This is a genomic window from Dongia sp. agr-C8, assembly GCF_054658695.1.
The window spans coordinates 97,077-123,921 of record NZ_BAAGHZ010000003.1; the positions used below are offsets into that span (position 1 = coordinate 97,077).

The following is a 26,845-nucleotide window of genomic DNA, read 5'->3' on the forward strand; positions in this document are numbered from 1 at the left end:
GGGATTTTTTCGTCCCTGCGACCGCGTGGAAGCCTTGCCCTGCAGGCGTTTACAAACCGGCATCCTTGGCACATATCTAGCCCTTATTCGGTAAAGGGATGGGGGCGAAGATGCGCGGCGAACTGGTAACGGTGTTCGGCGGCTCCGGCTTCATTGGCCGCTATGTGGTGCGGCGCCTGGCCCGAGAAGGCTGGCTGGTGCGCGTCGCGGTGCGGCGACCGGACGAGGCCTTGTTCTGCAAGACCGCCGGCCATGTCGGCCAGGTCGTGCCGGTCGCTGCCAATCTGCGCGACCCGGCCTCGGTGCGCGCCGCGATTTCCGGCGCTGCCGCCGTGGTCAACCTGGTCGGCATCCTGTTCCCGGCCGGGCCACAGCGCTTCGAGGCCGTGCACGCCGAGGGCGCGGCGAACGTCGCCGCCGCGGCCGCGGCCGCCGGGGTACGGGCGCTGGTGCAGGTCTCGGCGATCGGCGCCGACAGCCAATCCCCCGCCGCCTATGCGCGTTCCAAGGCCGCCGGCGAAGCCGGCGTCGCCAAGGCCTTCCCCGGCGCGACCATCCTGCGGCCCAGCATCGTGTTCGGGCCGGAGGACGACTTCTTCAACCGCTTCGCCAAGATGGCGCTGCTCTTGCCCGGCCTGCCGCTGATCGGCGGGGGCACCACGCGGTTCCAGCCAGTCTATGTGCTGGACGTCGCGGAAGCCATCGCCCGGGCGGTCGAGCACCCGGAAGCCCATGCCGGCAAGACCTATGAGCTCGGCGGCCCCAGGATCTACAGCTTCCGCGAATTGATGACGCTGATGCTCAGCGAGATCGGGCGCAAGCGCTGCCTCTGCTCCATTCCTTTCGCGATTGCCGCGCTGAAGGGTGCGTTCTTTCAGTCGATCCCCTTCATCAAGCCGCCCTTGACCGCCGACCAGGTGAAGCTGTTGAAACGCGACAATGTCGTGGGACCGCAGGCCGCGGGCTTCAAGGAGCTCGGCATCACGCCGACCGCGCTCGAGCCGATCCTGCCGACCTATCTCGATCGCTATCGCCCGCAGGGCTTCTACAGCCGCGTACAATGAGTCGTCATGCCCGGACTTGATCCGGGCATCTGGCGCCATTCGGCCCGAGATTGCCGGGTCAAGCCCGGCAATGACGCATGAGTTCTAGGAGCAGACCAATTCCGGCATGCGGTAGAGCGCGTAAATCAGCGCGCCGCCGAGGGCCACCCGGTAGAGCGCGAAGGGCGTGAAGCTGCCGCGGCGCACCCAGTACATCAGGAAGGCGATCGCCAGGAAGCCGACGATGCCGCTGATCGTGGCGGTAATGAGCGCGCGTTCGTCATCCACCATCTGCCGCGCGGCGATGCCGAGCCAGAAGCTGTAGAGCGCCGAAGCCAGCATCCAGGGAATCGAGAGCAGCAGCGCGAAACGCGCCGCATCGGGGCGCTCGTAACCGAGCGAGCGTGCGACCGTGATCACGATGCCGATGCGGCTGACGCCCGGCAGCACGGCCAGGCCCTGGAACACGCCGATGATCAGCGCCTGCACCAGGTTCATCTGGTGCAGGCGCCGCACCGTGAGCCCGGCCTGGTCCGCGACATAGAGCACCACGCCGAAGGCGACCAGCAGCACGGCGATGTAGATCGGCTCCCGGATCGTCACGTCGAGGAAGCCGCGCAGGCCGAAGGTGATAACGAAGGCCGGCAGCGAGGCGACCAGCAGGTAGAGGAGCAAGGCGCCGCCGGGGTCGCGCTTGCCTCGCAGGATCCGGAGCAGGCTGCGGGCCATCTGCAGGACATCCCGCCAGAGATAGACCAGCAGAGCCAGCAGCAGGCCGATGAAGCCTGCGGCGGCCGTCATGTGGTCGACGGCCGTCCAGCAGAACAGGCGTGCGAGCAGTACGACATGGGCTTCCGGATCGATGGGCAGGACCTCCGACACACTTCGGAGGATCGCCATGATCAAGATGTCGGCATTCGGCACTGACGCGTCTCAATCTGTAGGGGTCCGGACTTATAACATCGCGAATCGGCGTATTCACGCATCCAAATTAGTCCCATTTTGGTACTAATTATGCTGCTGACCGCCGCTGCTTCGCATCCCGTCACTCCAACAGGGACAATCGTTCGTAAGAATAGGTCATAATTTTTGTCCTATTGATCATTTTCCACTCGATGGGGCCGGGAATTTCGGTTAATTGTTCCCGACCGCGCGGCAGCCTGCCCTGTGCGCGGGATTGGCTTGCTCTTATGAGCCCATCGGCCGGGATGGAACGGGACCGCACATGGCCGAGAAGCTGCTGAAATTCGTCAATTTGCAGAGGGCGATGCCGGAGAAGCGGGATTCCTCCGCCCGGCGCAGCGATTTCGGCGAGATCTATGCCGAGTTCGCCGCCCCGGCCGCGGCGGCCCAGGCCAGCCGCTGCTCTCAATGCGGCGTGCCCTTCTGCCAAGTGCACTGCCCGCTCTCCAACAACATCCCGGACTGGCTGAAACTCACGGCGGAAGGGCGGCTGGAAGAGGCCCATGAGATGTCCTCCGCCACCAACACCTTTCCGGAGATCTGCGGCCGGATCTGCCCGCAGGACCGGCTCTGCGAAGGCAATTGCGTGATCGAACAGTCCGGCCACGGCACGGTGACGATCGGCGCGATCGAGAAATACATCACCGACACCGCCTTCGACATGGGCTGGGTCAAGCCGGCGAAGCCGGCGCGGGAACGCAAGGAATCGGTCGGCATCATCGGCGCCGGGCCGGCGGGCCTCGCCGCCGCCGATCTCCTGCGCCGCAAGGGCTACCAGGTGACGGTCTATGAACGGCACGACCGGATCGGCGGCCTGCTGATCTACGGCATCCCGAATTTCAAGCTCGAGAAGCCGATCGTGCTGCGCCGCGCTGAGCTGCTCCAGGAATCTGGCGTTACCTTCAAGACCAACTTCGAGATCGGCCGCGATGCGAGCCTCGACGAATTGCGCAAGCGGCACGATGCGCTGCTGATCGCGACCGGCGTCTACAAGGCGCGCGAGCTGCAGGCGCCGGGCTCTGGCGCGAAGAACATCGTCCCCGCGCTCGATTACCTGATCGCCAGCAACCGCAAGGGTCTCGGCGATTCCGTGCCGGCGTTCGACTCCGGTGCGCTCAATGCCGAGGGCAAGAGCGTGGTCGTCATCGGCGGCGGCGACACGGCGATGGATTGCGTCCGCACCGCGGTGCGCCAAGGCGCGAAGTCGGTGAAGTGCCTCTACCGCCGCGACCGCGCCAACATGCCGGGCTCGCAGCGCGAGGTCGCCAATGCCGAGGAAGAAGGCGTCGAGTTCCTCTGGCAGTCGCTGCCGCATTCCTTCCTGGACGACGCGCAGGGCAAGGTGCGCGCGGTCAGGACCACCCGCATCCATCTCGGGCCGCCCGATGCCACCGGCCGCCAGGTGCCGACGCCGATCGAGGGCTCCGACTTTGACGTCGAAGCGGACCTGGTGGTGAAGGCCCTGGGATTCGATGCCGAGGACCTGCCGAAGCTGTTCGACTCGCCGGCCTTGGCGGTGACGGCGGCCGGCACGATCAAGATCGACTGGCGCAGCCTGATGACGGCAATCCCCGGCGTGTTCGCAGCCGGGGATATTGTGCGTGGCGCTTCCCTGGTAGTCTGGGGAATCCGCGACGGGAGGGACGCCGCCATGAGCATCGACAACTACCTTTCGAAGGCGTTGCAGCATGCGGCTGCAGAATGATGCGGCGCCGTGCGATCCTCGCCTGGTTCCGACCCGTGTTCGGACCGGCGATGGCCTGCGGCCTCGCCGTCGCGGTCGTACTGCTCGCCTGCAGGGCCGAGGCCGCCGACATCGACCGCGAGCGCGCCAATGCCGCGCGGGCCTTGGCGCAACGCTATTGGCGCGAGGCCGGGCTCGACAAGCTGCCGGCGAGCTATGACCGCGCGCGTTTCGAGAAGGCGGTGGGCGGCGAGGACGATCCCTACAACATCGTCGCCGCGATCGCCGTGGCGACCCTGACCTCCAATCCGGAGCGCAAGGAGAGCGTGCTGCGCTATCTCAACGAGGCGCTGCTGCCCTATGCCCGGGCGCATAAGGAGCAGTATCTCTGCCTGGTTTCGGAGATCTTCTACAACTCGAGCTCCTCGAACAGCGAGTTGCAGGGGCTCTCCAAGGGCAAGAACACCAACGAAGGCGTGGCCATCGCCTTCATCGACTACGCCTATTTCCTGATCAAGACCGAGCGGGAACGCGACAAGCTGGGGCTGGTGCTGCCCGGCAACAGCGGCATCCCGGAAGCGGTCGCGAGTTTCAAGAAGACCCTGAGCCAGGATGGCGGCGCCATGATCCCCGAAGGCGCCGTCAAGCTCGGCTGCAGTCGATAGCCTCAACTCCCAGGACCCGTGTCATGAGCGCATCCGAAACCGAGCTCTATCGCCAGAACCTTGCCCACCTCCAGGCGCACGGCCTCTATGACCCGGCCGACGAGCATGATGCCTGCGGCGTCGGCCTGATTGCCACGCTGGACGGCAAGCCGCGGCGCGAAGTGGTGCTGAAGGGCGTCGAGGCCTTGAAAGCGGTCTGGCATCGCGGCGCCGTGGATGCGGACGGCAAGACCGGCGACGGCGCCGGCATCCATGTGCAGATCCCGCATGCCTTCTTCGAGGATTTCATCCGCAAGGGCGGCCAGGAGATCGGCCCGGCGAAGTTCGCGGTCGGCCAGATCTTCCTGCCACGCACCGATCTCGGCAAGCAGGAGCGCTGCCGGGTCATCGTCGAGCGCGAGATCCTGAACTACGGTTACACGATCTATGGCTGGCGCCAGGTGCCGGTGAATATCGGCGTGATCGGCGAGAAGGCGAACGCGAGCCGTCCCGAGATCGAGCAGATCATGATCGCCAACAACCGCGGCGTCAGCGAGGAGCAGTTCGAGACCGACCTCTACATCATCCGCCGCCATATCGAGAAGGCGTCGCTCGACGAGCATATCACCGAGCTCTACATCTGCTCGCTCTCCTGCCGCTCGGTCATCTACAAGGGCATGTTCCTCGCCGAGCAGCTCGACAGCTTCTATCCGGACCTCACCGACGAGCGTTTCGAATCGAATTTCGCGATCTATCACCAGCGCTATTCGACCAACACCTTCCCGACCTGGAGCCTCGCCCAGCCGTTCCGCGTCATCGCCCATAACGGCGAGATCAACACTTTGCGCGGCAACGTCAATTGGATGCGCGCCCATGAGACCCGGCTCTATTCCGCGGTCTATGGCGAGCATATGGCGGAGCTGAAGCCGGTCATCCAGCCGTCGGGCTCGGATTCGGCGGCGCTCGACAACGTGTTCGAGATCCTGACCACCTCGGAGCGCTCGCTGCCGATGGTGAAATGCCTGCTCATCCCCGACGTCTGGGACGGCCGCACCGCGATGCCGCAGCCGATCCGCGACATGTTCAGCTATTGCAACTCGGTGATGGAGCCCTGGGACGGGCCGGCCGCGATCTGCGGCTTCGCCGGCAACTGGGTGATCGCCGCCATGGACCGCAACGGCCTCCGGCCGCTGCGCTATGCGATCACCGAGGACGGCTTGCTGGTCGCCGGCTCCGAAGCCGGCATGGTCAAGCTCAACGAGAGCACGATCCGGGTGAAGGGCCGCTTGGGGCCCGGCCAGATGCTGGCGCTCGATCTCTCGCAAGGCAAGTTCTACGGCAACGACGAGATCATGGCCGATCTCGCTTCCGGCGAGGATTACGGCGCCTGGGTGAAGAACATCACCGTGATCGACGACCTCATCAAGCGGCGTCGCGGCGAGCCGGCGATCTTCGAGAAGGACTACCTGCGCCGCCGCCAGGTGGCCGCGGGCCTCTCGCTGGAGGACCTGGAGCTGGTGCTCCAGCCGATGGTCGAGGAGGCCAAGGAAGCCGTCGTCTCCATGGGCGACGACACGCCGCTGGCCGTGCTCTCCGAGCATTACCGCGGCTTGCAGCATTTCTTCCGGCAGAATTTCAGCCAGGTCACCAACCCGCCGATCGATTCGCTCCGCGAGAAGCGGGTGATGAGCCTGAAGACCCGGCTCGGCAATCTCGGCAACGTGATGGACCAGGACGAGGGGCAGTGCAAACTGCTGCAGCTCGACTCCCCCGTCCTCACCACCGCCGAGTTCCAGGCGATGGGCGCCTATATGGGCAAGAGCGGCGCCGAGATCGACTGCACCTTCGACGTGAACGGCGGCGACAACGCGCTGCGCGACGCGATCCAGTCGATCCGCCGCCAGGCCGAGGACGCGGTGCGCGGCGGCGCCACCCATCTGATCCTGACCGACGAGAAGGTCTCGGCCACGCGCGCGGCGATCCCGACCATCCTGGTCACCGGGGCCGTTCATGTGCATCTGCTGCGCCAGCAGCTCCGCACCTTCACCTCGCTCAACGTGCGGTCGGGCGAATGTCTCGACGTGCATCATTTCGCGGTGCTGATCGGCGTCGGCGCGACCACGGTCAACGCCTATGTCGCGGAGGCCGCGATCGAGGACCGGCGCGCCCGCGGGTTGTTCGGCGAGATGACGCTCGACCAGTGCCTCGACCATTACCGCAAGGCGGTTGACCAGGGCCTCTTGAAGGTCATGTCCAAGATGGGCATCGCGGTCATCTCCTCCTATCGCGGCGGCGCCAATTTCGAGGCGCTCGGCCTGTCGCGCACCTTGGTCGCCGAATACTTCCCGTCGATGGCCTCGCGCATCTCGGGCATCGGCATGACCGGCATCCAGCGCCGGGTGCTGGCCTTGCATGCTCGCGCCTGGTCGGAGGACTTCGTGGCTTTGCCGGTCGGCGGCTTCTACAAGTTCCGAAAGTCCGGCGAGACCCATGCCTGGGCCGCCGAGCTCATCCACATGCTGCAGAGCGCGGTCGCCTCCGAATCCTACCAGACCTTCAAGAAGTATTCGGAAGGCGTGTTCAAGGCGCCGCCGGTCGCGATCCGCGACCTGCTGGATTTCGTGCCGACCGGCAACCAGGTGCAGATCGACGAGGTCGAGAGCATCACCGAATTGCGCAAGCGCTTCGTGACGCCGGGCATGTCGCTGGGTGCACTGGGACCTGAGGCCCATGGCACGCTCAACATCGCCATGAACCGGATCGGCGCCAAGTCGGATTCCGGCGAGGGCGGCGAGTTCTCCTCGCGCTTCAAGCCGCGGCCCAACGGCGACAACGCGAACTCGGCGATCAAGCAGATCGCCTCGGGTCGCTTCGGCGTCACCGCGGAATACCTCACCAACTGCCGCGAGATCGAGATCAAGGTCGCGCAAGGGGCGAAGCCCGGAGAAGGCGGCCAGCTCCCCGGCTTCAAGGTGACCGTCGAGATCGCACAGCTCCGGCATGCGACGCCGGGTGTCTCGCTGATCTCGCCGCCGCCACATCACGACATCTATTCGATTGAGGACCTGGCGCAGCTGATCTATGACCTGAAGCAGATCAATCCCAAGGCCAAGGTCTGCGTTAAGCTGGTCGCGCGCTCGGGCATCGGCACCATCGCGGCGGGCGTCGCCAAGGCCAAGGCCGACGTGATCCTGGTCTCCGGCCATGTCGGCGGCACGGGCGCCTCGCCGCATACCTCGATCAAGTATGCCGGCGTGCCCTGGGAGATGGGCCTTTCCGAAGTCCATCAGGTTCTCACGCTCAACCGCCTGCGGCACCGGGTGAAGCTCCGCACCGACGGCGGCATCAAGACCGGCCGTGACGTCGTCATCGCCGCGATCCTCGGCGCCGAGGAGTTCGGCATCGGCACCGCCTCGCTGATCGCCATGGGCTGCATCATGGTGCGGCAGTGCCACAGCAACACCTGCCCGGTCGGCGTCTGCACGCAAGACCCGAAGCTGCGCGAGAAGTTCTCCGGCACGCCGGAGAAGGTGGTGAACCTCTTCAGCTTCATCGCCGAGGAAGTGCGCGAGATACTGGCCTATTTGGGTTATCGCACCTTGAACGAGGTGATCGGCCGCACTGAGCTGCTGGAGCAGGTCAGCCGCGGCGCCGCCGATCTCGACGATCTCGACCTGAACCCGATCCTGGCCCAGGCGGATGCCGGCGACCAGGCGCGCTATTGCACGCTGGAAGGCCGCAACGAGGTGCCGGACACGCTCGACGCGCAGATGATCAAGGATGCGACCGCCTTGTTCGAGGCCGGCGAGAAGATGCAGCTGCAGTACAATATCCGGAACACCTATCGGGCGATCGGCACGCGGCTCTCCTCGCATATCACCAAGAAGTTCGGGATGTTCGGGCTGAAGCCCGGCCATGTCACGGTGCGCCTGCGCGGCTCGGCCGGCCAGTCGCTCGGCGCCTTCGCGGTGCAGGGACTGAAGCTCGAAGTCTTCGGCGACGCCAACGACTATGTCGGCAAGGGCTTGAGCGGCGGCATGATCGTGGTGCGGCCGTTGCCGTCGAGCCCGCTGGTCACCAACCTGAACACCATTATCGGCAACACGGTGCTTTACGGCGCCACGGCGGGCAAGCTGTTCGCCGCGGGCCAGGCCGGCGAGCGTTTCGCCGTGCGCAATTCCGGCGCCGAGGTGGTGGTCGAGGGCTGCGGCTCCAACGGCTGCGAATACATGACCGGCGGCACCGCGGTGATCCTCGGCGGCGTCGGCGACAACTTCGCGGCCGGCATGTCGGGCGGCATGGCCTTCGTCTACGACGCGGCCGAGAACTTCGCCACGCATGTCAACGGCGAGAGCGTGGTCTGGCAGCGCCTGGAATCGGCGCATTGGGAAGCGCATCTGAAATCCCTGATCGCCGAACATGCCAAGGAGACGCAATCGAAGTTCGCCCAGCGCCTGCTGTCGGACTGGGCGCTGGAGCGCGGACGCTTCTGGCAGGTGGCGCCGAAGGAGATGGTCGGCAAGCTCGAGCATCCGCTGTCGGACAAACCGGCGAAGAAGCTTGCCGAGTGACCTCCCGCTCCGCGCCCGCGGCGTCATCGCTTTCGTCGTCGCGGGCCGTGGGGACGAAACGCGGGTCCTGCTGCTGGAACGGAAGACCGCGCCGGTCGGCGCCCGGTGCCCGGTTTCCGGCCGGATCGAGGCGGGCGAGAAAGCCTGGCAAACCGCCTTGCGCGAGATCGGCGAGGAGACCGGCCTGAACGAGGGCCGGCTCTACACCACGGGTGTCACCGACAGCTTCTACGATCCCGCCGCGAACACGATCGAGCTGATGCCGGTCTTCGTCTTCATGATCGCGCACGAAGAAGCCGTGACACTCGACGACGCCCAGAGCGGCCATGCCTGGCTGGACCTCGATACCGCCTTGGCGCAACTGACCTTCGCCGGACATAAGACGGCGCTGGAGGTCATCCGGCGCGACTTCCTCCGACGCGAACCTGATCCGCTGAAGCGCATCACGCCTTGAAATTGCCGCGTTCCTGCGTCACATAGCGGCCGGCATTTGGGGGCATCATGGCGAACGGCACGGCGCTTCTCTTCGATCTCGACGGCACGCTTACCGACACCGATCACCTGCATCTCGAGGCTTTCCGCATCCTGCTCCAGGACTTCGGCCGCTCGATCACGCTGGAGCATTACAAGGCGCGGATCATGGGGCATCCCAATGACGAGATCATGCGCGAGATGTTTCCGGACGAGACGCCGGAGCGGCGTATCGCCCTCTCCGATCGTAAAGAGCAGCTGTTCCGCGACCAGCTGGCGACCCTGACGCCGACGCCGGGGGTCATCGAGGTGTTGGACTGGGCCGATGCCAACGGCGTGCCCTATGCGGTCGTGACCAACGCACCGCGGGCCAATGCCGAGATGATGTTGCAGGGGCTCGGCCTCGACCGGCGCATGACCGAGCTCGTCATCGGCGACGAATTGGAGCGCGCCAAGCCCGATCCCCTGCCCTATCGCACCGGTCTGCAGCGGCTCGGCGCCACGGCCGAGCGGGCGCTGGCCTTCGAGGATTCGCTGCCCGGCATCCGGGCAGCCGCGGGCGCCGGGATCGCCACCTACGGCATCCGCACCGCGCATCCCGATGACGCGCTGCTGGGCTCCGGCGCGGTCGCGGCGATCACCGATTTCACCGATGCCGGATTGTGGGAGCGGCTGGAGGCGCTGCTTTAGCGATGCTGCCGCATCATCCCTTCTACTTCCTGCGCCATGGCGAGACCGACTGGAACAGGACGCGAAGGCTGCAGGGCCTGACCGACGTGCCGCTCAACGCCCGCGGCGAAGAACAGGCCGAGCTGGCACGCGCGGTCGCCGCCGGATTGGGCCTGAAGTCGATCGCGGTCAGCTCGCTCTCCCGCGCGCGGCGGACCGCGGAGATCGTCAACCGCGATCTCGGCCTGCTGATGACGCCTTACGATTCCCTGCGCGAGTTCGACGTCGGTCCCTACGAGGGCAGCACCGACGGCAGCTGGCTGGAGCACTGGTTCGCCGACGGCGCGGTCGAAGGCCCGGAAAGCTTCGGCGATTTCAGGAGGCGGGTGCTGGGCGGCATGATCGAGGCGCTCACCCTCGAACACCCGGTGCTGATCGTGGCACATGGCGGCGTGTTCTGGGCTCTGCAGCGGCTGCTCGGCTTCGCTGAACTCACCCATGCGCCCAACGCGGTGGTCGCGCGTTTCGAGCCTCCGGCCGCTTCCGGCGGTGCCTGGCGGATCACAATGCTCGGCTGATTTCCCCGTCATGCGCGGGCTTGACCCGCGCATCTTTCTCCGGTGGCACGAGATGGCCGGGTCACGCCCGGCCATGGCGATTTCATCATTCAGCGAGACGAGTCGCTAAAACTCGACTCGAATGCTTTTGCATAAACAAAGCTTCGCGACTCGGCGCGCATCCGCGTGTGCGTTCTTGGCTTGTGCTGCGGGGCTGCTGGCGGCACCATGATGGCGTATCGGACTCGGCGCCTGAGGAAAGCCCAGCTTGGAAGCGCAGGGACAAAAGATTCTGAAAGGCTTGGCCTTGGATGTCGGCGCGATGCGCCGGCTCGAGGAGCTGCATCGCAACTGGCGGCTCGGGCGCCCGCGCAGCCAGCGCATGATGCTGGCCGATTGCGACCTCCGGCGGCTCGACCTCAGCCTGATGGATTTCACCGACGCCTATTTCCTGCGCTGCAATTTCGAGCGCGCGAGCCTGCGTGGCGCCGTCTTCCGTGACGCGATTCTGACCGGCAGCAGCTTCGACGAGGCCGACCTGACCGGCGCCGTGTTCGAGCGCGCCGACCTGCGCGGCGCCGTGTTTCACGGCAGCGACATGACCCGCGCCTCTCTGAGCGCCGCGGACTTGCGCAAGGATTTCTCCCGCGGCACCGACGAGAACAGCGCGCCGGCCTGCCGCTTTCGGGGCGCCAGGCTGGAGCAGACGGCCTTCGTCGGGGCCAAGCTGATCAGCGTCGATTTCGCCGGCGCCTTTCTGCTGGAAGCGGATTTCTCCGGCGCCGATCTCCGGCGCACCAATTTCGCCTCGGCGCAGCTGCAGGGAATCCGTCTGGCCGGCGCCGAGCTGGAGGGCGCGGATTTCAGCGCCGCCGCGGCGGTGGATGAGTCGACCCGAGACCAGGTGCTGGCCGCTTCCTTGCCGGTCGGCTCGGCACCGAGGCTTCCAGTGAACGAGGTGCGCCGCCGCCTCGACGAGCATGCGCAATGGGTGGACAGCCTCGGTCGCACCGGTCACCGGCTCGACCTGGAAGGCTTCGACCTGTCCGGTTTCGACTTTCGCGGGGTCAACCTGGCCGCGGCCCGGCTGGTGCGCTGCCTGCTGTCGCGCGCCAACCTCAAGGACGCATGGCTGCTCGCCACCGATCTGAAAGGCGCCAATTTGTCGGAAGCCAATATGACGGCGGCCGATCTGCGTGGCGCGGATCTCAGCGATACCCATCAGCGCGGGCTGATCCTGCCCGGCGCGCGCACCGGGACAATACCGGGCCTGCCGCTGGCGACCCGCGGGTTGCGGGTCTAACGCGTCGGTGCCGGGCTTAACGGGTCCTCGTTAGCGCCGGCGGAACAGCAGGCTCGCCAACAGCAGGCCGCCGAGGCCGATCAAAATCGCCTGCCCGGGATTTTCCTTGGCATAACGGCCGGCCGACCTCGCCAAGCCCTGCGCCGCGTCAAGCGCTTCGCCGGCATGCTGCCGGGCGTAAGCGGCACCTTCGTTGAGCTTCTCCGAGGCCGCCTTGCGCGCGTCCCGGGTCGCCTCGTCGATCCGCTCGCCGGCGTGGTGGATGGTCTCGCGGGCGGATTCCATGCCGTTGCCCATCTTGCTGGTGGTCGTGCTCATGATTCGCCTCTCTTCTTCGCATCTTCCTTGCTGCGGTCGGTGCCGGGGTCGATCCCCGCTGGCTCATGCGCGTGATCGATGCTGGCGGGATTCTCCGGCATCGTTCCCGGCTTGCCTCTGCCCGTCATTTCCGGGCGCTTCGGTGAATGTCCCGGCATCTCGGGCTTCTTCTGGGTCGGCTGGGCGGACATCCGCGCCTCCTGGATCGCATTACCTCAGGAACAAGCGCCGCAATGGACATCGGTTGCGTCGCCTTCCCGAATCCGCGGGCGCGCGGACTGGCGAAGCGGCATTCGCGCTGCTATGTTCCGCCGCGAATCATGCGATGCCTCCTTCATCATCCGCTGCAGCCGCAATCCCGCCTTATTCGCCTGCAATTGGCGGAAAAGAAGCTCGACGCCGATTTCGTGGTCGAGCGGCCCTGGGACCGGCGCGACGACTTCCTCAGGATCAATCCGGCCGGCGAGGTGCCGGTGCTGATCGACGACAACGGCACCGCGATCTGCGGCTTCACGCCTGTCCTCGAATACTTGGAGGAGGCCTATCCCGACACGGCCGGCGCCGGCGTGCCGCTGCTCGGCCGGACCCTGCAGGATCGCGCCGAGGTGCGACGGCTGATCAACTGGTTCGACGGCAAGTTCGAGCGTGAGGTCACCCGCAACCTGCTGCATGAGAAGATCTTCAAGCGCTTCATGCCGAATGCCGGCGGCGGCCCGGATTCCAGCGCCATCCGCGCCGGCAAGGCCAATATCGCGATCCACCTGCAATACATCGCCTGGCTGACCGAGCGGCGCGCCTGGCTGGCCGGCCCGGCACTCAGCCTCGCCGACCTGATGGCGGCGGCGCAGCTTTCAGCGATCGACTATCTGGGCGACGTGCCCTGGGACGATCACGAGGGCGCCAAGGACTGGTATGCGCGGCTGAAATCGCGGCCGAGCTTCCGCTCGCTGCTCGCCGACAATCTCCCCGGCGCGCCGCCCCCGCCGCATTACGCGGACCTGGATTTCTAGTTCGCCTGCACGTCGATCGCCGCCAGGCCAGTGCGTGCGTTTTCGGCGGCGTAGGAATCCGGGGCGACTTCGAGCAGCTTCAGCCAGTCGGCGCGGGCGCCGTCCTTGTCGCCGGCCTCGGCACGCTGCGTACCGCGCTCAAGCAGCGCATCCGGGTCGTTGGGATCGGCTTTCAGGGCCATTTCGACGTTGTCCCTGGCAAGGTCCAGCTGACCAAGCCCGCGATAGGCCCGCGCCCGCAGGGTGAGGATTCCCCCTCGGTCGGAGGTGAGATCATAGGCAGCGTTGAGATCGTCCAGCGCTTCGAAATACTTCTTCTGGTCCCCGTAGATCGTGGCGCGCAGGACCAGCAGTTCCACGCTGTCCTTGTTGAGCTTCAAACCTTGCGCGATGTCGTTCAAGGCGAGATCGGGCTTGCCGAACTCCTTCCAAGCCACGGCCGCCTGAAAGAACAGTTGCGCCATCAACGGTGCCTTGACCTGCGACATGGTCTGGGCAATGCGCTCGAGCTCCATCGCCGCGTCGTCGTACTGTTTCAGTCCCATATAGGATTTGGCCACGCAGTGCCGCGCGGCATCGCCACCGCCGGCCTTCTCCCATTCCATGGCCTGTTTCAGGGCCGCCTTCGGGGTCTTGTCCGCGGCCTTCATGCAGGCCTGGTACTTCTTCTCCAGAGCCGCCTGGTCGTCGCCCTGCGCGCGTGCCAGGCCGGGGACAACAAGGAGGGCGAGCAGCAAGGCGATCGGAAGACGGCGCATGGCGTTCAGAGACATGTCCTTGTCAGGGTCGGGCCAGCCGGATATTGAGCAGCGGCGTGAAGATCAAGGGCGCCCGCCTAAAATGCAAGCCGGAAGGACATGACGCAAAAGCCGCACCTGTTCTGCTTCGGCCTTGGCTATACCGCCCTGGCGCTGGCCCGCGTCCTGGTTGGGCAGGGCTGGCGCGTGACCGGAACCTGTCGCCATGGCTCCAACAGCGATGAAGCGCGCGCGCTCGGTCTCGAAATCGTGATCTTCGACCGCGATCACCCGATCGCCGATCTCGACCAGCGCCTGGCCGGCGTCACCCATCTCCTGAGCTCGGTGCCGCCGGGCGCGCAGGGCGATCCGGTGCTGCTGGCGCACGGCGCCGCGATCGCCAAGGCCGCGCCGCGGCTGCAATGGATCGGCTACCTCTCGACCACCGGCGTCTATGGCGACCGGCAGGGCGGCTGGGTCGATGAATCGAGCCCGCTCACCCCCAGCGGCGAGCGCGGCCAGCGCCGGCTCGATGCCGAGACCGCCTGGCTGGCATTGCCGCAGCCGGCGCATCTCTTCCGCCTGGCGGGGATCTACGGACCGGGCCGCTCGGTGCTCGACACCATCCGCGCGGGCAAGGCGCGGCGCGTACTGAAGCCCGGCCAGGTGTTCAGCCGGATCCACCGCGACGACATCGTGCAGATCCTGCTCGCCTCCTTCGCGCGGCCCAATCCGGGTGCGGCCTACAATGTCTGTGACGATGACGCCGCCGACCCGGCCGAGGTCACGGCCTATGCCTGCAAGCTCTTGAACGTGGCGGCGCCGCCGGAAGTGCCGTTTGCCGAAGCCGAGCTTTCGCCGATGGCGCGCAGCTTCTACGATGACAACAAGCGGGTGCGGAACGACCGCATCAAGCGCGAGCTCGGCGTCACGCTGAAATTTCCGGACTACCGCGCCGGATTGACGGCGCTGCTTGCCGCGGAAAGCGCAACCAGCTCATCGACCACGGCGTAGAGCCGCCGCAGATCCTGCGGCCGCGACAGGCGGTGATCGCCGTCCTTGATCAGCTGCAACACGACGTCCGGTGATTGCAATCTGGACTGCAGCCGCAGCGAGACCGCATGCGGCACGTCCCGGTCCTTGAGACCGTGCAGCAGCCGGACCGGCACATCGATGGCGACCGTGCGGTTGAGCAACAGATGCTTGCGCCCGTCTTCGATGAGCGCCCGGGTGATAACGTATGGCTCGGGCGAATAGTCCGAAGGCTGCTCCAGTTTTCCATCTTTCAACAGGCGGGCGCGCTCTTCCTCCGGCAGATTCCACCAGATCAGATGCTCGGTGAAATCAGGTGCGGGCGCCAGGCCGATCAACCCCTTGATTCGCTCGGGCCTTGCCAGCGCCAGCAGCAGCATGATCCAGCCGCCCATGCTGGAGCCGACCAGGATCTGCGGGCCTTCGGTCAGGCGATCGAAGGCCGCCAGCGCGTCGGCGAACCACCGGGAAATGGTTCCGTCGAGGAAATCGCCGCTCGACTCCCCATGACCCGAATAGTCGAAGCGCAGGAAGGCAAGGCCTCGTGCGTGGCAGAAATCGTCGAGCGCGGAAGCCTTTGTCCCGGCCATGTCCGACTTGAAGCCGCTCAAGAAAACGATTCCGGGGGATTTCGTACCGTCTCCCGACGCGAAACGTCGGCGATAGGCAAGAAAGCAACCGTGTTCGATCTGCAACTGTGCGATGCCCGACTCGCCTTTTCGTGTGGGCTCGGGATCGATTTGCAATGGATTGGTCTCCGGCATCCCGGTAAAATACCTGACCAGCGAAATTCAGCACCATGTCAATCGACAGCGCCACCGGAACCACCGCTTTGAGCAGCCGCGGCTCGGCCAAGCGGCCGGCGCGCGCCGCCACCGTCCTGCATTTGCTGCGCCGACTCGACCAGAGCGGCGAGGCCCGCATGGCCATCGAGTTCGCCGCTGCGCTGAACGACATCGGCGGACGCTCGGCCATCGCCTATCACGCGGCCTCGGCGACGCACGAGTTGCAGCGCCACGGCATCCAGCCGATCGAGGTGAAGCTCGGCGGCCGCGCGCCGTTCAGCGGCTTCGGCGCGGCGAAGCGCCTCGCGAAACTGGTCGCCGAAAGCGATGTCGAGATTCTCCACGCGCATGGCCTCGATTTGCTGCTGATCGCGCGCGCCGCGGCGGCGGAGGCCGGCGTGAAGCTGATGATCGGTTTCTATGAAGACGCGGCGCGGGTCGCGCGCCTCTCCAAGCGCCAGCGCGCAGCACTCGAAAGCGCCGACGAGGTCACCGTGCTCTCCGAACTGGCCGGGCGCGAATTGGTCGACGCCATCCCGAACCTCAGGGATCGCGTGACGGTGATTCCCTTCGGCATCGATTTCAGCCGCTTCGATTCAGCCCAGGTCTCGGCGCACCGGGTGATCCAGCAGGCGCAGCTCTGGCGCGTCCCGGATGATCGCCCGGTGGTGATGCTGCCTGGGCGCTTCGCCAAGAACCGCGGCCACAGCGTGCTGGTCGAGGCGTTGAGCCTGATCCGCGACGTCGATCTTCGCTGCATCATGGTCGGCCCCGATGCCGAGGGCCCGGCCTTCCGCCACCAGCTCGGCAAGGAGATCGCCGTCCAGGGCCTCTCCGACCGCGTGCTGCTGGCCGAGGAATGCCGCGACATGCCGGCGGCGCTGATGCTGGCGGACGCGGTGGTGACGCCCTATCTCGAGCCCGGCGCGCATAATCGCGCGGTGATCGAAGCTCTGGCGCTGGGCCGGCCGGTGGTCGCCAGCGATTTCCCGGTGATGCGCGACCTGCTCAGCGGGAACGAGATGGCCTGGCTCGCCCCGCCGGGCGACGCGATGGCGCTCTCCTGGGCGATCCGCGAGGCGCTCGGCCTCGCGATCGACCGGCGCGAAGAGCTCAGCCGGCATATCATCGATATTATGCGCGAGCATCGCAGCCGCGAGCGCATGTGCGGCGCCGCGCTCGACATCTATCAGCGCCTGCGTCCGGGCGCCGCGGTCGCGGCCTAGAGTCAGCTGCGCGTCAGCCTATCTGAAACATTCCGAATCATTCGGTGATGCTGCACTGCGTGCGGCTGTGACGGCGCGCACGATGTCTCGTCATCGTCAAGCCGGCGCCGCATTCGCGCCGCATTCGATGATTAATCTCTCGCGCATGGTTGATCACGCCTTTGCGTGGAAACCAATGCAGGCCGGGGTCGTTGAGACCGGACTGCAGCGACCCTCGGACCGGTGGGGATGGTGTGCCGATCCGAGGTCAATCGAGACGACGATCGAGAGTGGGAGATTTGAAGATGACCATCGCCGCCAACCTGCACCGCACCCGCTTCTTCTTCCTGCACCACGGCGAGACCGAGTGGGATCGCGACGGCAAGCTCGCCGGCCGTATCAATGCGCCGCTGAACGGTCGAGGTCTTGCCCAGGCACGCCGCGCCGGCGAGATGTTGCGCCACGCCGGCATCCGCACCATCTGCACCAGCCCGCAGGACCGCGCCATGATGACCGCGGAGATCGTCGCGGCGCAGATCCATGCGCCGATCGTGACCATCGACGGCCTCAAGGATTGCTGCTTCGGCGACCATGACGGCGCCGCGGCCGGCGACTGGTTCACCGAATGGCGCCTCGGCGTGACGCCGGACGGCGCGGAATCGCTGAAGCGCTTCCGCCAGCGCGGCATCACCGCCATGAACGCGGCGCTGGCCCATCACGGCCCGGTCCTGGTCGTCGCCCATCCCGGCATCTACGCCGCCTTCCTGGAAGCGGCCGGCATGGCCGAGACCGGCGACTGGCTGACCGAGCATGCCGCCGCGCCGATCTTCCATCAGCCGCGCCACGCCACCCGCTGGCACACCGAGACGCTGGCCGCCTGAACCACCCCGACTTGACCATCCGCGGCGCTCTCCCGATATAGTTGCCATTCGAGGCAGCCTTTCGGGGGAGCGCAGCCATGGGCTGGCATATCGCACAGATCAACGTCGCCACCGCCGTCGAGGCGCTGGACCATCCCCAGCTCGCCGACTTCGTGGCACAGCTGGATGAGGTGAATGCGCTGGCCGACGGCAGCCCCGGCTTCGTCTGGCGGCTGCAGAGCGACAGCGGCAACGCCACCGACATCAAGGCCAGCGCCGACCCCAAGTTCATCGTCAACATGTCGGTCTGGTCGAGCGTCGAGAGCCTGTTCGACTTCGCCTATAAGAGCGCCCACCGCCTGGTGATGGCCCGCCGCCGCGAATGGTTCCAGCGCCCCGAAGGCGCCTACCAGGTGCTGTGGTGGGTCCCCGAAGGGCATACGCCGTCGGTCGAGGAAGGCCTCGCGAAGCTGGCGAAGTTGAACGCCGAGGGGCCGACCCCGGAAGCCTTCACCTTCAAAGCCCGCTTCCCGCAGCCGGACAAGATCGGCGACCCGGAGGACATGCAGCCGGAGCCCTACTGCGTCGGGTGGGAGTAAGCGGTGTGGACATGCCCGGTACGGCAGGAGCACCAACGGCATCCCGCATCGCGAACGCACTGATCACCGATGCGCGGCCTGTTCGAGGAACCAACTTTGTCATCTTGATCGGGATCTGGCCGGTCAGGAAATTCTATGGTGGTCTCTGGGTCGGCGGCCGCCTCAGTCTATTTCCCGATCGGTTGGAGTTTTCAGCCAACGACCTGAACCGCCGGATGACCGAAGGGGTTCTGGATCTGACCATCCCCCTTGATTCCATACGGGCAGTGCAAAGGCGATTCGGGATCGTTACCGGCATCATCGACGTCATCACCGATACCGGGCCAAACTCATTCCGTTGCTACGGCGCGGCTAGATTCACCGAAATGCTGCGATCGTGCCTCAAAGAGGCGCGGCCGGAGGGCTCATCCACCCCCCTTCCTTGACACCCCCCTGAATCCCACTAAATTCCCGGATTCCGGCCGTTTGGGCCGGTTTTTCGTGTTTGAGGATGCTTTTCAATGCCGACGATCACCCTGCCGAATGGGGACAAGCGCCCCTTTGATCGGCCGGTTTCCGGGGCGGAACTGGCCGCTTCGATCGGTCCCGGCCTGGCCAAGGCGGCGCTGGCGGTCAGCGTCGATGGCGAGGTGAAGGACCTTTCGCATGTCATCGAGCGTGACGCGAAAGTGGCGATCGTCACCAAGACCAGCACCGAGGCTCTCGAATTGCTGCGCCACGACTGCGCGCATGTTCTGGCGGAAGCGGTGCAGGAGCTCTTCCCCGGGACCCAGATCACCTTCGGGCCGGCGATCGAGACCGGCTTCTATTACGACTTCTTCAGGAACGCGCCGTTCACGCCGGAAGACTTCACGGCGATCGAGGCGAAGATGAAGGAGATCGTCGATCGCGACGAGAAGATCACGCGCGAGATCTGGACCCGCGACCAGGCCGTGAAGTGGTTCGAAGACCATGGCGAGCGCTTCAAGGCCGAATGGGTCACGCAGATCCCGGCCGACGAGGAGATCTCGATCTACCGCCAAGGCCAGTGGCTGGACATGTGCACCGGCCCGCATCTGCCGTCGACGGGCAAGCTCGGCAAGGCGTTCAAGCTGCTCCGGGTCTCCGGCGCTTATTGGCGCGGCGATCCGAAGAACCCGCAGCTGCAGCGCATCTACGGCACGGTCTTCGCCGACGAGAAGCAGCTGAAAGATCATCTCCACCAGCTGGAAGAGGCGGAGAAACGCGACCATCGCCGCCTCGGGCGCGAGATGGGCCTGTTCCACCAGCAGGAGGAAGCGGTCGGCGCCATCTTCTGGCATCCGAAGGGCTGGCGGCTCTATCGCAAGCTGGAAAACTACCTGCGCCAGCGCCTCGACAAGGCCGGCTACCAGGAGGTGAAGACGCCGCAGATCCTGGACCGGAGCCTATGGGAGCGTTCGGGCCATTGGGAGAAGTTCCGCGAGGCGATGTTCATCGTGCAGGACGGCGACGACAAGACGCTCGCCGTGAAGCCGATGAATTGTCCCGGCCATATCCAGATCTTCCGCCAGGGGCTGAAGAGCTATCGCGACCTGCCGCTGCGCTTCTCGGAATACGGCTCCTGCCATCGCAACGAGCCTTCGGGCGCGCTGCACGGCATCATGCGGGTGCGCGCCTTCACCCAGGACGACGCGCATATCTTCTGCACCGACGACCAGATCGGCGCCGAGTGCAAGAATTTCTGCGACCTCTTGCTCTCGGTCTACAAGGACTTCGGCTTCACCGACGTGAAGGTGAAGCTCTCCGACCGCCCGGAAGTGCGCGCCGGCTCCGACGAGGTCTGGGACCGCGCCGAGGCGACCTTGAAGGAAGCGACGGCGGCGGCCGGAGTCGAGTTCTCGATCAATCCCGGCGAGGGCGCGTTCTACGGCCCGAAGCTGGAGTTCGTGCTCCGCGACACGATCGGCCGCGACTGGCAGTGCGGCACCTTCCAGGTGGACTACGTGCTGCCCGAGCGGCTGGACGCCTCCTACGTCGGCGAGGACGGGGCCAAGCACCGGCCGGTCATGCTGCACCGCGCGATCTTCGGCTCCATGGAGCGCTTCATCGGCATCCTGATCGAGCATTATGCCGGCAAGTTCCCGCTCTGGCTCTCGCCACTGCAGGTCGTGGTCTGCACCATCGTTTCGGAGGCCGACGACTATGCCCGCAAGGTCCAGGCCGAACTGGAGAAGGCCGGGCTGGCTGTCGAGCTCGACCTCCGCAACGAGAAGATCGGCTACAAGGTCCGTGAGCATAGCCTGGCCAAGGTCCCGGTCGTGCTGGCCGTCGGCAAGCGCGACCAGGAGGGCGGCACTGTTGCACTGCGGTATCTCGGCGAGGAGAGCCAAAAGGTGGTCCCGCTCGGCGAAGCGGTGCGGACCCTGGCTGAGCAAGCGCGCTCACCCTTGGAAAATACTCATTGAGGACGCAAGGACCCGAATTGCGAGTCCTATCGGACATCTGCCATAATGCGGGCTGGATGACGTCCTTTGAGTGACATCGTTTGAGCGCCGCCACCCGTCGGGCCTGAGACCTCTCAGGACCCGCGGCGAGCGGCGTTTTATTTTTTGGCAAAACCGAAACAGGAGCAGACCATAGCCAGACCACCGGAGAAAGATAACGCGCCGAGCCGAGAGTCCGGTCCGCGCGTGAACGGAATGATCAACATTCCCCAGGTTCGCCTGGTGCTCGAAGACGGCACCATGCACGGGGTCATTTCGACCCGCGAGGCCATTTCCATGGCCCAGGAGATCGGCCTGGATCTCGTCGAAATCTCGCCGACGGCGAGCCCGCCGGTCGCCAAGATCCTCGATTACGGCAAGTACAAGTACGAGGCTCAGAAGCGCAAGAACGAGGCCCGCAAGAAGCAGAAGGTCATCGAGGTCAAGGAGATCAAGATGCGCCCCGGCATCGACACGCATGACTATGACGTGAAGATGCGCGCGGTGCACCGCTTCCTCGAGGAAGGCGACAAGGTGAAGGTCACCATGCGCTTCCGCGGTCGCGAGATGGTGCACCAGGAAATCGGCATGAAGGTGCTGGACAAGGTGCGCGCCGATCTTGACGCGGTCGCCAAGGTGGAATCCCACCCGCGGCTCGAAGGCCGCCAGATGGTCATGGTGGTGGCGCCGAAGTGAGCGCCACCATTGCCTAGCGCATGCGTTAGGCAGATATGAACGATCCGCGCCCGCCTTCGGAACCAGAAGACGACCAGAACCCGCGCCTCCCGGCGCGGGTCTTCGGCCAGGCGGTCGATGCCGGCTTCACGCCGGCGCCGCCGCCCACCCTGCCGCAAACGCCCACCCTGCTTGAGGAACTGCGGCCCTGGACCGGGCCGGAGACGCAGCGGCAGACCTTCTCACCGCCGGTTTTTGGCGCCCTCAGCATCATCTTTGGCGTGACCGCCTTCTACAAGGCGACCCTGCTGCTGGCGCCCTTGGCGCTGATCGCGGGCCTGCTGGCCTGCCTGAAGCGGCAATGGGGCTGGGGCCTGATCGGCATCGTCTCGGCGATCGCGGCGCTGGCGATCGACCCTTATTTCTGGGGTCTGGCGGGTGTGCTTTGGCTGGCGCGGGTGCTGGGGCTCTTGGGTTAGCGGCGACCCGCTGGAAAATCGTTGTAAAATAACCGCTTAGTTTAGCCTGCGGCAGATGGCCACCGCGGCCTCGCATTGCCATCATGCGCGTGCAAACACTTGTTTCCCGGGACCTCAGTCGCTATAACCCCGCGTCCCCTGCCCAGAGCGGTGGGAAAGGCGGCTACGGCTCAGGATAGGGCATGCCCAGGCCGCCGATGAGCAACCCGTACCCGAAGGAAGCAAAATGCCCAAGATGAAGACCAAGAGCGGCGCCAAGAAGCGCTTCTCTCTGACCGCGACCGGCAAAGTCAAATTCAAGCCGGCCAACAAGAAGCACGGGATGTCCAAGCGCCCGACCGACATGCGCCAGCAGAGCCGGCGCATGGAAGTCATGGCCGAGCCCGACGCCAAGAAGGTCCGTCGGTTCTTTATCCCGAACGGCCTCTAAGCAACGCGGATCTAGAGAGGAGCACCAGAAATGGCTCGTACCAAGCGGGGCGTCACTTCGCACGCCCGTCACAAGAAAATCGTCGACATGGCCAAGGGCTATGTCGGCCGCGCCGGCACCAACTACCGGATCGCGATCGAGAAGGTCGAAAAGGGCCTGCAGTATGCGTATCGCGACCGTCGCGCCAAGAAGCGCAACTTCCGCGGTCTGTGGATCCAGCGCATCAATGCCGGCGTGCGCGAGCACGGCCTGACCTACTCGCAGTTCATGAACGGCATCAAGAAGGCCGGCATCGAGATCGACCGCAAGGTCCTCGCCGAGCTGGCCGGCCATGAGCCGGCGGCCTTTGCGCAGCTCTGCCGCCAGGCCCAAGAGGCGCTCGTAAAGTAAGGCCGGGACAAGTGGCCCCGGCCCGTCTCGCCCTGATCCTCGTCGTCGCGGTTGCGGCCTTGACCGGCTGCGACCGCTACGCCGACGACATCGACGCGGTGAAGCGCGCCGAGAGCGTCATTCCCGGCAAGAACAACGAAGCGCTGGCGGTCGAGATCGCCGGCGCCCGCGGCACCGTGGAATGGAAGGCCGGCCCGGCCCCGAAATACGAAAGCGCGGACATCGTCGGCGTCCAGGCGGTGGTCAAGCGGATCGGCGCCAACGGCAACCGCCACGAAGTCGAGCTCGAGTTCATCAACAACCGGCAGACCAAGAAGGTGGCCTTCGACGGCGCCATTGTGGACGGCAAGAAGCAGGACATGCTGTCCGGCGCTCTGGCTCTCTTTTTGATGCAACTCGAATAGCCAGTTTCTCAATCTGTTGACGCAGGTGGGGGAGGCCGGTTATCCGGACCTCCCCTATTCTTTTGGGCCCTGTTCTTTTTTTGGGGTTATGAGCGGGATCATGCAGAATCTGACCGAGCTGGAAAGCAAGTGGAAGGGCGCCGCCGAGACGGCCGCCACCGTGGACGCCCTGGAGGCGATCCGCGTCGAGGCGCTCGGCAAGAAGGGCGAGATCACCGGGCTGATGAAGACGCTCGGGACCCTGGCCCCGGAAGAGCGCAAGAGCTTCGGCCAGCAATTGAACCTGGTGAAGGACGCCGTCACCGCCGCGATCGAGACCCGCAAGGCGGCGCTCGGCGACGCGGCGATCGAGGCCCGGCTCGCCACCGAGAGGCTGGACATGACCCTGCCCGCCCGCCCGGGCGAGGTCGGCCGCATCCACCCGATCAGCCAGACCATCGACGAGATCATCGCGATCTTCGGCGAGATGGGCTTCGGCGTCCGCGAAGGCTCGGACATCGAGGATGACTTCCACAATTTCGAGGCGCTGAACATCCCGAAGGACCATCCGGCGCGGCAGATGCAGGACACCTTCTACCTGCCGGCCAAGCCCGACGGCAGCCAGATGGTGCTGCGCACCCATACCTCGCCGGTGCAGATCCGCACCATGATGAGCGAGAAGCCGCCGCTGCGCGTGATCTGCCCGGGCCGCACCTATCGCGTCGACAGCGACATGACCCATTCGCCGATGTTCCACCAGGTCGAAGGCCTGGTGATCGACGAGAGCACGCATATGGGACATCTCAAAGGCTGCCTGCAGGATTTCTGCCGCGCCTTCTTCGGCATCGACGACTTGAAGCTGCGTTTCCGCCCGAGCTACTTCCCTTTCACCGAACCCTCGGCGGAAGTCGATATCGGCTGCGACCGATCCGGCCGCGAGCTGAAGCTCGGGGTCGGCAACGACTGGCTGGAGATCCTGGGCTGCGGCATGGTGCATCCCAAGGTGCTGAAGAATTGCGGCCTCGATCCCGAGAAATATCAGGGCTTCGCCTTCGGCATGGGGATCGAGCGCATCGCCATGCTGAAATACGGGATCCCGGACTTGCGCACCTTCTATGACGCCGATCTCCGCTGGCTGAAGCATTACGGCTTCCTGCCCTTGGACGTGCCTTCCGTCGTGGGAGGGCTGACGCGATGAAGTTCACGCTTTCCTGGCTGAAGACCCATCTCGACACGCGCGCCGACGCGGCCGAGATCGCCAAGGCGCTGACCGCGCTCGGCCTCGAGGTCGAAGGCATCGACGATCCCGCGAAGGCGCTGGCGCCCTTCGTCGTTGGCTACGTGGCCGAAGCGAAGCCGCATCCGAATGCCGACCGTCTCCGCGTCTGCCGGGTCGATACCGGCAAGGGCGCGGTGCAGGTGGTCTGCGGCGCGCCCAACGCGCGGACCGGCATGAAGGGCGTGTTCGCGCCGCCGGGCACCCATATCCCCGGCACCGGTCTCGACTTGAAGGCCGGCAATATCCGCGGCGAGGCCTCGAACGGCATGCTCTGCTCGGCCCGCGAGCTGGGCTTGGGCCAGGACCATGACGGCATCATCGAGCTGCCCGAGGACGCGCCGATCGGCATGAGCTTCGCGAAGTATCGCAATCTCGACGACCCGGTCATCGAGATCAAGGTGACGCCGGACCGCGCCGATTGCCTCGGCGTGCGCGGCATCGCCCGCGATCTCGCGGCGGCCGGCGTCGGCACGTTGAAGCCCTTCGCGCCGACCCATCTCTCGGGCACTTTCAAGAGCCCGATCCAGTGGCGGATCGATCCCTCCGCGGCGACCGGCTGCCCCTATGTCGCCGGCCGCTATTTCAAGGGCGTGAAGAACGGCCCGAGCCCGCAATGGCTGCAGGACCGCCTGACCTCGATCGGTCTCCGGCCGATCTCGGCGCTGGTCGATATCACCAATTTCGTGACCTATGACCTGGGCCGCCCGCTGCACGTCTTCGACGCGAAGAAGGTGGCGGGCGATCCGACCATGCGCGCGGCGAAGGACGGCGAGAGCGTGCTCGCGCTCGACGGCAAGACCTACGCGCTCGAAGCCGGCATGATCGTCATCGCCGACAGCCGCGGCCCCGAGGCGATCGGCGGCATCATGGGCGGTGAGGAATCCGGGTGCTCGCTCGAGACCACCGATGTCTTCCTCGAGGTCGCCTTGTTCGACCCGATCCAAGTGGCGCGCACCGGGCGCAAGCTCGGTATCCTCTCGGATGCGCGCTATCGCTTCGAGCGCGGCGTCGATCCGAAATCCGCCGGCTGGGGCGTCGATGTCGCCACCCAGCTGATCCTCGAGCTCTGCGGCGGCGAGGCCAGCGAAGTGACCGCGGCGGGCACGATGCCGAAGGGCACGCGCACGATCACCTATCGCCCGGCCCGGGTCGAATCACTCGGCGGCTGCGTCGTCGGCACCGAGAAGCAGCGGCAGTTCCTGCAGGCGCTCGGCTTCACGGTCATCCCGGCCAGCGCCGCCTGGCAGGTGACGACGCCTACCTGGCGCGCCGATGTCGAAGGCGAAGCCGATCTCGTCGAAGAGGTGCTGCGGGTCAACGGCTTCGACCAGATCGCGCCGGTTTCCATGCCGCGCAACGGCGCCTTGCCGAAGACGGCGGTGACGCCGGCGCAGAAGCGGGTCCAGGTGGCGAAGCGGATCCTGGCCAACCGCGGCATCGAGGAAGCGGTCACCTTCAGCTTCATGCCGGGCACGGTCGCTGCGCTCTTCGCCGGCGACAATGCGCTGATTCCGCTGGCCAACCCGATCAGCGCCGATCTCGACGTGATGCGACCCTCGATCCTCGGCAACTTGCTGCAGGCGGCCGGCCGCAACGCCGCGCGCGGGATTCCCGATGCGGCGATGTACGAGGTCGGCCCCGCCTACGCCAACGACACGCCGAAGGGCCAGCTCACCGTCGCGACCGGTATCCGGTCCGGCGCCTACAGCGAGCGGCATTGGAGCGGCAAGCCGCGCAACGTCGACGCCTTCGACGCCAAGGGCGACGCGGTCGCCCTGCTGGAAGCGCTCGGTGCCCCGGTCGAGAATCTGCAGGCGACCTCGGACGCGCCGGGCTATTTCCATCCCGGCCGTTCGGCCTCGCTGCGCCTTGGGCCCAATGTCCTCGCGGTCTTCGGCGAGATTCACCCGAAGGTCATGAAGGCGCTCGATCTCAAAGGTCCGGCGGTCGGCTTCGAAGTCTTCCTCGACCGCGTGCCGATGCCGCGTGCCAAGGGCACGGCGCGGCCCTTGCTCGATGCCTCCAGCTTCCAGCCGCTGGCGCGCGATTTCGCCTTCGTGGTCGCGAGCGAGGTCTCGGCCGAGAAGCTGATCAAGGCGGCGAAGCAGGCCGACAAGATCCTCATCACCGAGGTTTCGATCTTCGATGTGTTCGAAGGCGGCAGCCTGGGTGAGGGCAAGAAGTCGGTCGCCCTCTCGGTCACCCTGCAGCCCAAAGAGAAGACCCTGACCGACGCCGAGATCGAAGCCGTCTCCGCCAAGGTCGTCGCCGCGGTCAACAAGGCGACCGGCGGCGAGCTCCGGAAGTAGGAGAA

General features: G+C 65.9%; 27 protein-coding genes. 22 read left to right on the forward strand and 5 right to left on the reverse strand.

Translation table 11 applies throughout. The annotated features are described in order from the left end of the window. Positions 1 to 110: 110 nt before the first annotated feature. Positions 111 to 1,064, forward strand: a complete 954-nt coding sequence (locus ACYQ4T_RS14595; protein ID WP_459855416.1) for a complex I NDUFA9 subunit family protein — start codon at positions 111 to 113, stop codon at positions 1,062 to 1,064. An 84-nt stretch (positions 1,065 to 1,148) separates the two neighbouring features. Here the strand turns inward: ACYQ4T_RS14595 and ACYQ4T_RS14600 are convergent, their stop codons facing one another. After that, on the reverse strand, positions 1,149 to 1,943 hold the full coding sequence (locus ACYQ4T_RS14600) for an undecaprenyl-diphosphate phosphatase (RefSeq protein WP_459855419.1): 795 nt from the start codon (positions 1,941 to 1,943) through the stop codon (positions 1,149 to 1,151). A 325-nt stretch (positions 1,944 to 2,268) separates the two neighbouring features. Between ACYQ4T_RS14600 and ACYQ4T_RS14605 the strand changes: the two genes are divergently transcribed. From ACYQ4T_RS14605 to ACYQ4T_RS14635, 7 genes are all read left to right on the forward strand, one after another. Then, positions 2,269 to 3,711 carry an NAD(P)-dependent oxidoreductase gene (locus tag ACYQ4T_RS14605; RefSeq protein ID WP_459855422.1) on the forward strand — a complete coding sequence of 481 codons (1,443 nt, stop codon included), beginning with the start codon at positions 2,269 to 2,271 and terminating at the stop codon, positions 3,709 to 3,711. Continuing rightward, entirely contained in the window at positions 3,708 to 4,355 is a 648-nt protein-coding gene (locus ACYQ4T_RS14610; RefSeq protein WP_459855425.1) for a hypothetical protein, read from the forward strand. Before ACYQ4T_RS14605 ends, ACYQ4T_RS14610 begins: the two co-directional genes overlap by 4 nt. Positions 4,356 to 4,378: 23 nt before the next feature. After that, entirely contained in the window at positions 4,379 to 8,905 is a 4,527-nt protein-coding gene (gltB, locus tag ACYQ4T_RS14615) for a glutamate synthase large subunit (protein ID WP_459855428.1), read from the forward strand. Beyond that, positions 8,895 to 9,359 carry an NUDIX domain-containing protein gene (locus ACYQ4T_RS14620; protein ID WP_459855430.1) on the forward strand — a complete coding sequence of 155 codons (465 nt, stop codon included), beginning with the start codon at positions 8,895 to 8,897 and terminating at the stop codon, positions 9,357 to 9,359. The genes gltB and ACYQ4T_RS14620 overlap by 11 nt, the downstream gene beginning before the upstream one ends. A gap of 47 nt (positions 9,360 to 9,406) precedes the next feature. Then, positions 9,407 to 10,066 carry an HAD family hydrolase gene (locus ACYQ4T_RS14625; protein WP_459855433.1) on the forward strand — a complete coding sequence of 220 codons (660 nt, stop codon included), beginning with the start codon at positions 9,407 to 9,409 and terminating at the stop codon, positions 10,064 to 10,066. Positions 10,067 to 10,068: 2 nt separating this feature from the next. Continuing rightward, positions 10,069 to 10,623, forward strand: a complete 555-nt coding sequence (locus ACYQ4T_RS14630; protein ID WP_459855436.1) for a histidine phosphatase family protein — start codon at positions 10,069 to 10,071, stop codon at positions 10,621 to 10,623. A 247-nt stretch (positions 10,624 to 10,870) separates the two neighbouring features. After that, entirely contained in the window at positions 10,871 to 11,905 is a 1,035-nt protein-coding gene (locus tag ACYQ4T_RS14635) for a pentapeptide repeat-containing protein (RefSeq protein ID WP_459855438.1), read from the forward strand. Between the two features lie 30 nt (positions 11,906 to 11,935). Here ACYQ4T_RS14635 and ACYQ4T_RS14640 read toward each other — a convergent pair whose 3' ends face one another. Beyond that, positions 11,936 to 12,223, reverse strand: a complete 288-nt coding sequence (locus tag ACYQ4T_RS14640) for a hypothetical protein (protein WP_459855441.1) — start codon at positions 12,221 to 12,223, stop codon at positions 11,936 to 11,938. Next, positions 12,220 to 12,414 carry a hypothetical protein gene (locus tag ACYQ4T_RS14645; protein ID WP_459855444.1) on the reverse strand — a complete coding sequence of 65 codons (195 nt, stop codon included), beginning with the start codon at positions 12,412 to 12,414 and terminating at the stop codon, positions 12,220 to 12,222. Before ACYQ4T_RS14645 ends, ACYQ4T_RS14640 begins: the two co-directional genes overlap by 4 nt. Positions 12,415 to 12,543: 129 nt before the next feature. Between ACYQ4T_RS14645 and ACYQ4T_RS14650 the strand changes: the two genes are divergently transcribed. Beyond that, positions 12,544 to 13,233 carry a glutathione S-transferase family protein gene (locus ACYQ4T_RS14650; RefSeq protein WP_459855447.1) on the forward strand — a complete coding sequence of 230 codons (690 nt, stop codon included), beginning with the start codon at positions 12,544 to 12,546 and terminating at the stop codon, positions 13,231 to 13,233. Here ACYQ4T_RS14650 and ACYQ4T_RS14655 read toward each other — a convergent pair. Further along, complete coding sequence (locus ACYQ4T_RS14655) at positions 13,230 to 13,991, reverse strand: tetratricopeptide repeat protein (protein WP_459855449.1); 762 nt, start codon at positions 13,989 to 13,991, stop codon at positions 13,230 to 13,232. The genes ACYQ4T_RS14650 and ACYQ4T_RS14655 overlap by 4 nt on opposite strands. Positions 13,992 to 14,090: 99 nt before the next feature. On the opposite strand from ACYQ4T_RS14655, the gene ACYQ4T_RS14660 reads away from it, so the two are divergent. Continuing rightward, the gene (locus ACYQ4T_RS14660; protein WP_459855452.1) at positions 14,091 to 14,984 is read left to right on the forward strand and encodes an SDR family oxidoreductase; all 894 of its coding nucleotides are present in this window, start codon (positions 14,091 to 14,093) and stop codon (positions 14,982 to 14,984) included. On the opposite strand, the gene ACYQ4T_RS14665 is transcribed toward ACYQ4T_RS14660, so the two are convergent. Next, complete coding sequence (locus tag ACYQ4T_RS14665) at positions 14,918 to 15,766, reverse strand: alpha/beta hydrolase (protein WP_459855454.1); 849 nt, start codon at positions 15,764 to 15,766, stop codon at positions 14,918 to 14,920. The two genes, ACYQ4T_RS14660 and ACYQ4T_RS14665, sit on opposite strands and share 67 nt — an antisense overlap. Positions 15,767 to 15,801: 35 nt before the next feature. Between ACYQ4T_RS14665 and ACYQ4T_RS14670 the strand changes: the two genes are divergently transcribed. The 12 genes from ACYQ4T_RS14670 to pheT all read left to right on the forward strand — a co-directional run bounded on the left by ACYQ4T_RS14670 (position 15,802) and on the right by pheT (position 26,840). Beyond that, entirely contained in the window at positions 15,802 to 17,013 is a 1,212-nt protein-coding gene (locus ACYQ4T_RS14670; RefSeq protein ID WP_459855457.1) for a glycosyltransferase family 4 protein, read from the forward strand. Positions 17,014 to 17,297: 284 nt separating this feature from the next. Next, on the forward strand, positions 17,298 to 17,873 hold the full coding sequence (locus ACYQ4T_RS14675) for a histidine phosphatase family protein (protein ID WP_459855459.1): 576 nt from the start codon (positions 17,298 to 17,300) through the stop codon (positions 17,871 to 17,873). 77 nt (positions 17,874 to 17,950) lie between these two features. Continuing rightward, entirely contained in the window at positions 17,951 to 18,451 is a 501-nt protein-coding gene (locus ACYQ4T_RS14680; protein WP_459855461.1) for a DUF3291 domain-containing protein, read from the forward strand. An 11-nt stretch (positions 18,452 to 18,462) separates the two neighbouring features. Beyond that, positions 18,463 to 18,876: a hypothetical protein gene (locus ACYQ4T_RS14685; RefSeq protein ID WP_459855463.1), complete on the forward strand. Its 414-nt coding sequence runs from the start codon at positions 18,463 to 18,465 to the stop codon at positions 18,874 to 18,876. 75 nt (positions 18,877 to 18,951) lie between these two features. Beyond that, complete coding sequence (gene thrS / locus ACYQ4T_RS14690; RefSeq protein WP_459855465.1) at positions 18,952 to 20,877, forward strand: threonine--tRNA ligase; 1,926 nt, start codon at positions 18,952 to 18,954, stop codon at positions 20,875 to 20,877. A 171-nt stretch (positions 20,878 to 21,048) separates the two neighbouring features. Then, positions 21,049 to 21,591, forward strand: coding sequence for a translation initiation factor IF-3 (gene infC, locus ACYQ4T_RS14695; protein ID WP_459858007.1), 543 nt, complete (start codon positions 21,049 to 21,051; stop codon positions 21,589 to 21,591). Positions 21,592 to 21,626: 35 nt separating this feature from the next. Next, positions 21,627 to 22,049, forward strand: a complete 423-nt coding sequence (locus ACYQ4T_RS14700) for a hypothetical protein (protein ID WP_459855468.1) — start codon at positions 21,627 to 21,629, stop codon at positions 22,047 to 22,049. Positions 22,050 to 22,275: 226 nt separating this feature from the next. Continuing rightward, positions 22,276 to 22,479 carry a 50S ribosomal protein L35 gene (gene rpmI / locus ACYQ4T_RS14705; protein ID WP_395021510.1) on the forward strand — a complete coding sequence of 68 codons (204 nt, stop codon included), beginning with the start codon at positions 22,276 to 22,278 and terminating at the stop codon, positions 22,477 to 22,479. A 30-nt stretch (positions 22,480 to 22,509) separates the two neighbouring features. Then, positions 22,510 to 22,869: a 50S ribosomal protein L20 gene (rplT, locus tag ACYQ4T_RS14710; protein ID WP_395021512.1), complete on the forward strand. Its 360-nt coding sequence runs from the start codon at positions 22,510 to 22,512 to the stop codon at positions 22,867 to 22,869. 11 nt (positions 22,870 to 22,880) lie between these two features. Then, complete coding sequence (locus ACYQ4T_RS14715) at positions 22,881 to 23,273, forward strand: hypothetical protein (RefSeq protein ID WP_459855471.1); 393 nt, start codon at positions 22,881 to 22,883, stop codon at positions 23,271 to 23,273. Between the two features lie 100 nt (positions 23,274 to 23,373). Continuing rightward, positions 23,374 to 24,450 carry a phenylalanine--tRNA ligase subunit alpha gene (gene pheS, locus ACYQ4T_RS14720; RefSeq protein ID WP_459855474.1) on the forward strand — a complete coding sequence of 359 codons (1,077 nt, stop codon included), beginning with the start codon at positions 23,374 to 23,376 and terminating at the stop codon, positions 24,448 to 24,450. Further along, positions 24,447 to 26,840: a phenylalanine--tRNA ligase subunit beta gene (pheT, locus tag ACYQ4T_RS14725; RefSeq protein ID WP_459855476.1), complete on the forward strand. Its 2,394-nt coding sequence runs from the start codon at positions 24,447 to 24,449 to the stop codon at positions 26,838 to 26,840. Before pheS ends, pheT begins: the two co-directional genes overlap by 4 nt. Positions 26,841 to 26,845: the final 5 nt, after the last annotated feature.

Bases quoted from the DNA above. Each gene is read 5' to 3' on its own strand.
- ACYQ4T_RS14595 (WP_459855416.1), top strand. From the start codon at position 111: ATGCGCGGCGAACTGGTAACGGTGTTCGGCGGCTCCGGCTTCATTGGC.
- ACYQ4T_RS14600 (WP_459855419.1), bottom strand. From the start codon at position 1,943: ATGGCGATCCTCCGAAGTGTGTCGGAGGTCCTGCCCATCGATCCGGAA.
- ACYQ4T_RS14605 (WP_459855422.1), top strand. From the start codon at position 2,269: ATGGCCGAGAAGCTGCTGAAATTCGTCAATTTGCAGAGGGCGATGCCG.
- ACYQ4T_RS14610 (WP_459855425.1), top strand. From the start codon at position 3,708: ATGATGCGGCGCCGTGCGATCCTCGCCTGGTTCCGACCCGTGTTCGGA.
- gltB (WP_459855428.1), top strand. From the start codon at position 4,379: ATGAGCGCATCCGAAACCGAGCTCTATCGCCAGAACCTTGCCCACCTC.
- ACYQ4T_RS14625 (WP_459855433.1), top strand. From the start codon at position 9,407: ATGGCGAACGGCACGGCGCTTCTCTTCGATCTCGACGGCACGCTTACC.
- ACYQ4T_RS14630 (WP_459855436.1), top strand. From the start codon at position 10,069: ATGCTGCCGCATCATCCCTTCTACTTCCTGCGCCATGGCGAGACCGAC.
- ACYQ4T_RS14640 (WP_459855441.1), bottom strand. From the start codon at position 12,223: ATGAGCACGACCACCAGCAAGATGGGCAACGGCATGGAATCCGCCCGC.
- ACYQ4T_RS14645 (WP_459855444.1), bottom strand. From the start codon at position 12,414: ATGTCCGCCCAGCCGACCCAGAAGAAGCCCGAGATGCCGGGACATTCA.
- ACYQ4T_RS14650 (WP_459855447.1), top strand. From the start codon at position 12,544: ATGCGATGCCTCCTTCATCATCCGCTGCAGCCGCAATCCCGCCTTATT.
- ACYQ4T_RS14655 (WP_459855449.1), bottom strand. From the start codon at position 13,991: ATGCGCCGTCTTCCGATCGCCTTGCTGCTCGCCCTCCTTGTTGTCCCC.
- ACYQ4T_RS14660 (WP_459855452.1), top strand. From the start codon at position 14,091: ATGACGCAAAAGCCGCACCTGTTCTGCTTCGGCCTTGGCTATACCGCC.
- ACYQ4T_RS14665 (WP_459855454.1), bottom strand. From the start codon at position 15,766: ATGCCGGAGACCAATCCATTGCAAATCGATCCCGAGCCCACACGAAAA.
- ACYQ4T_RS14670 (WP_459855457.1), top strand. From the start codon at position 15,802: ATGTCAATCGACAGCGCCACCGGAACCACCGCTTTGAGCAGCCGCGGC.
- ACYQ4T_RS14675 (WP_459855459.1), top strand. From the start codon at position 17,298: ATGACCATCGCCGCCAACCTGCACCGCACCCGCTTCTTCTTCCTGCAC.
- ACYQ4T_RS14680 (WP_459855461.1), top strand. From the start codon at position 17,951: ATGGGCTGGCATATCGCACAGATCAACGTCGCCACCGCCGTCGAGGCG.
- ACYQ4T_RS14685 (WP_459855463.1), top strand. From the start codon at position 18,463: ATGCCCGGTACGGCAGGAGCACCAACGGCATCCCGCATCGCGAACGCA.
- thrS (WP_459855465.1), top strand. From the start codon at position 18,952: ATGCCGACGATCACCCTGCCGAATGGGGACAAGCGCCCCTTTGATCGG.
- ACYQ4T_RS14700 (WP_459855468.1), top strand. From the start codon at position 21,627: ATGAACGATCCGCGCCCGCCTTCGGAACCAGAAGACGACCAGAACCCG.
- rpmI (WP_395021510.1), top strand. From the start codon at position 22,276: ATGCCCAAGATGAAGACCAAGAGCGGCGCCAAGAAGCGCTTCTCTCTG.
- rplT (WP_395021512.1), top strand. From the start codon at position 22,510: ATGGCTCGTACCAAGCGGGGCGTCACTTCGCACGCCCGTCACAAGAAA.
- pheS (WP_459855474.1), top strand. From the start codon at position 23,374: ATGCAGAATCTGACCGAGCTGGAAAGCAAGTGGAAGGGCGCCGCCGAG.
- pheT (WP_459855476.1), top strand. From the start codon at position 24,447: ATGAAGTTCACGCTTTCCTGGCTGAAGACCCATCTCGACACGCGCGCC.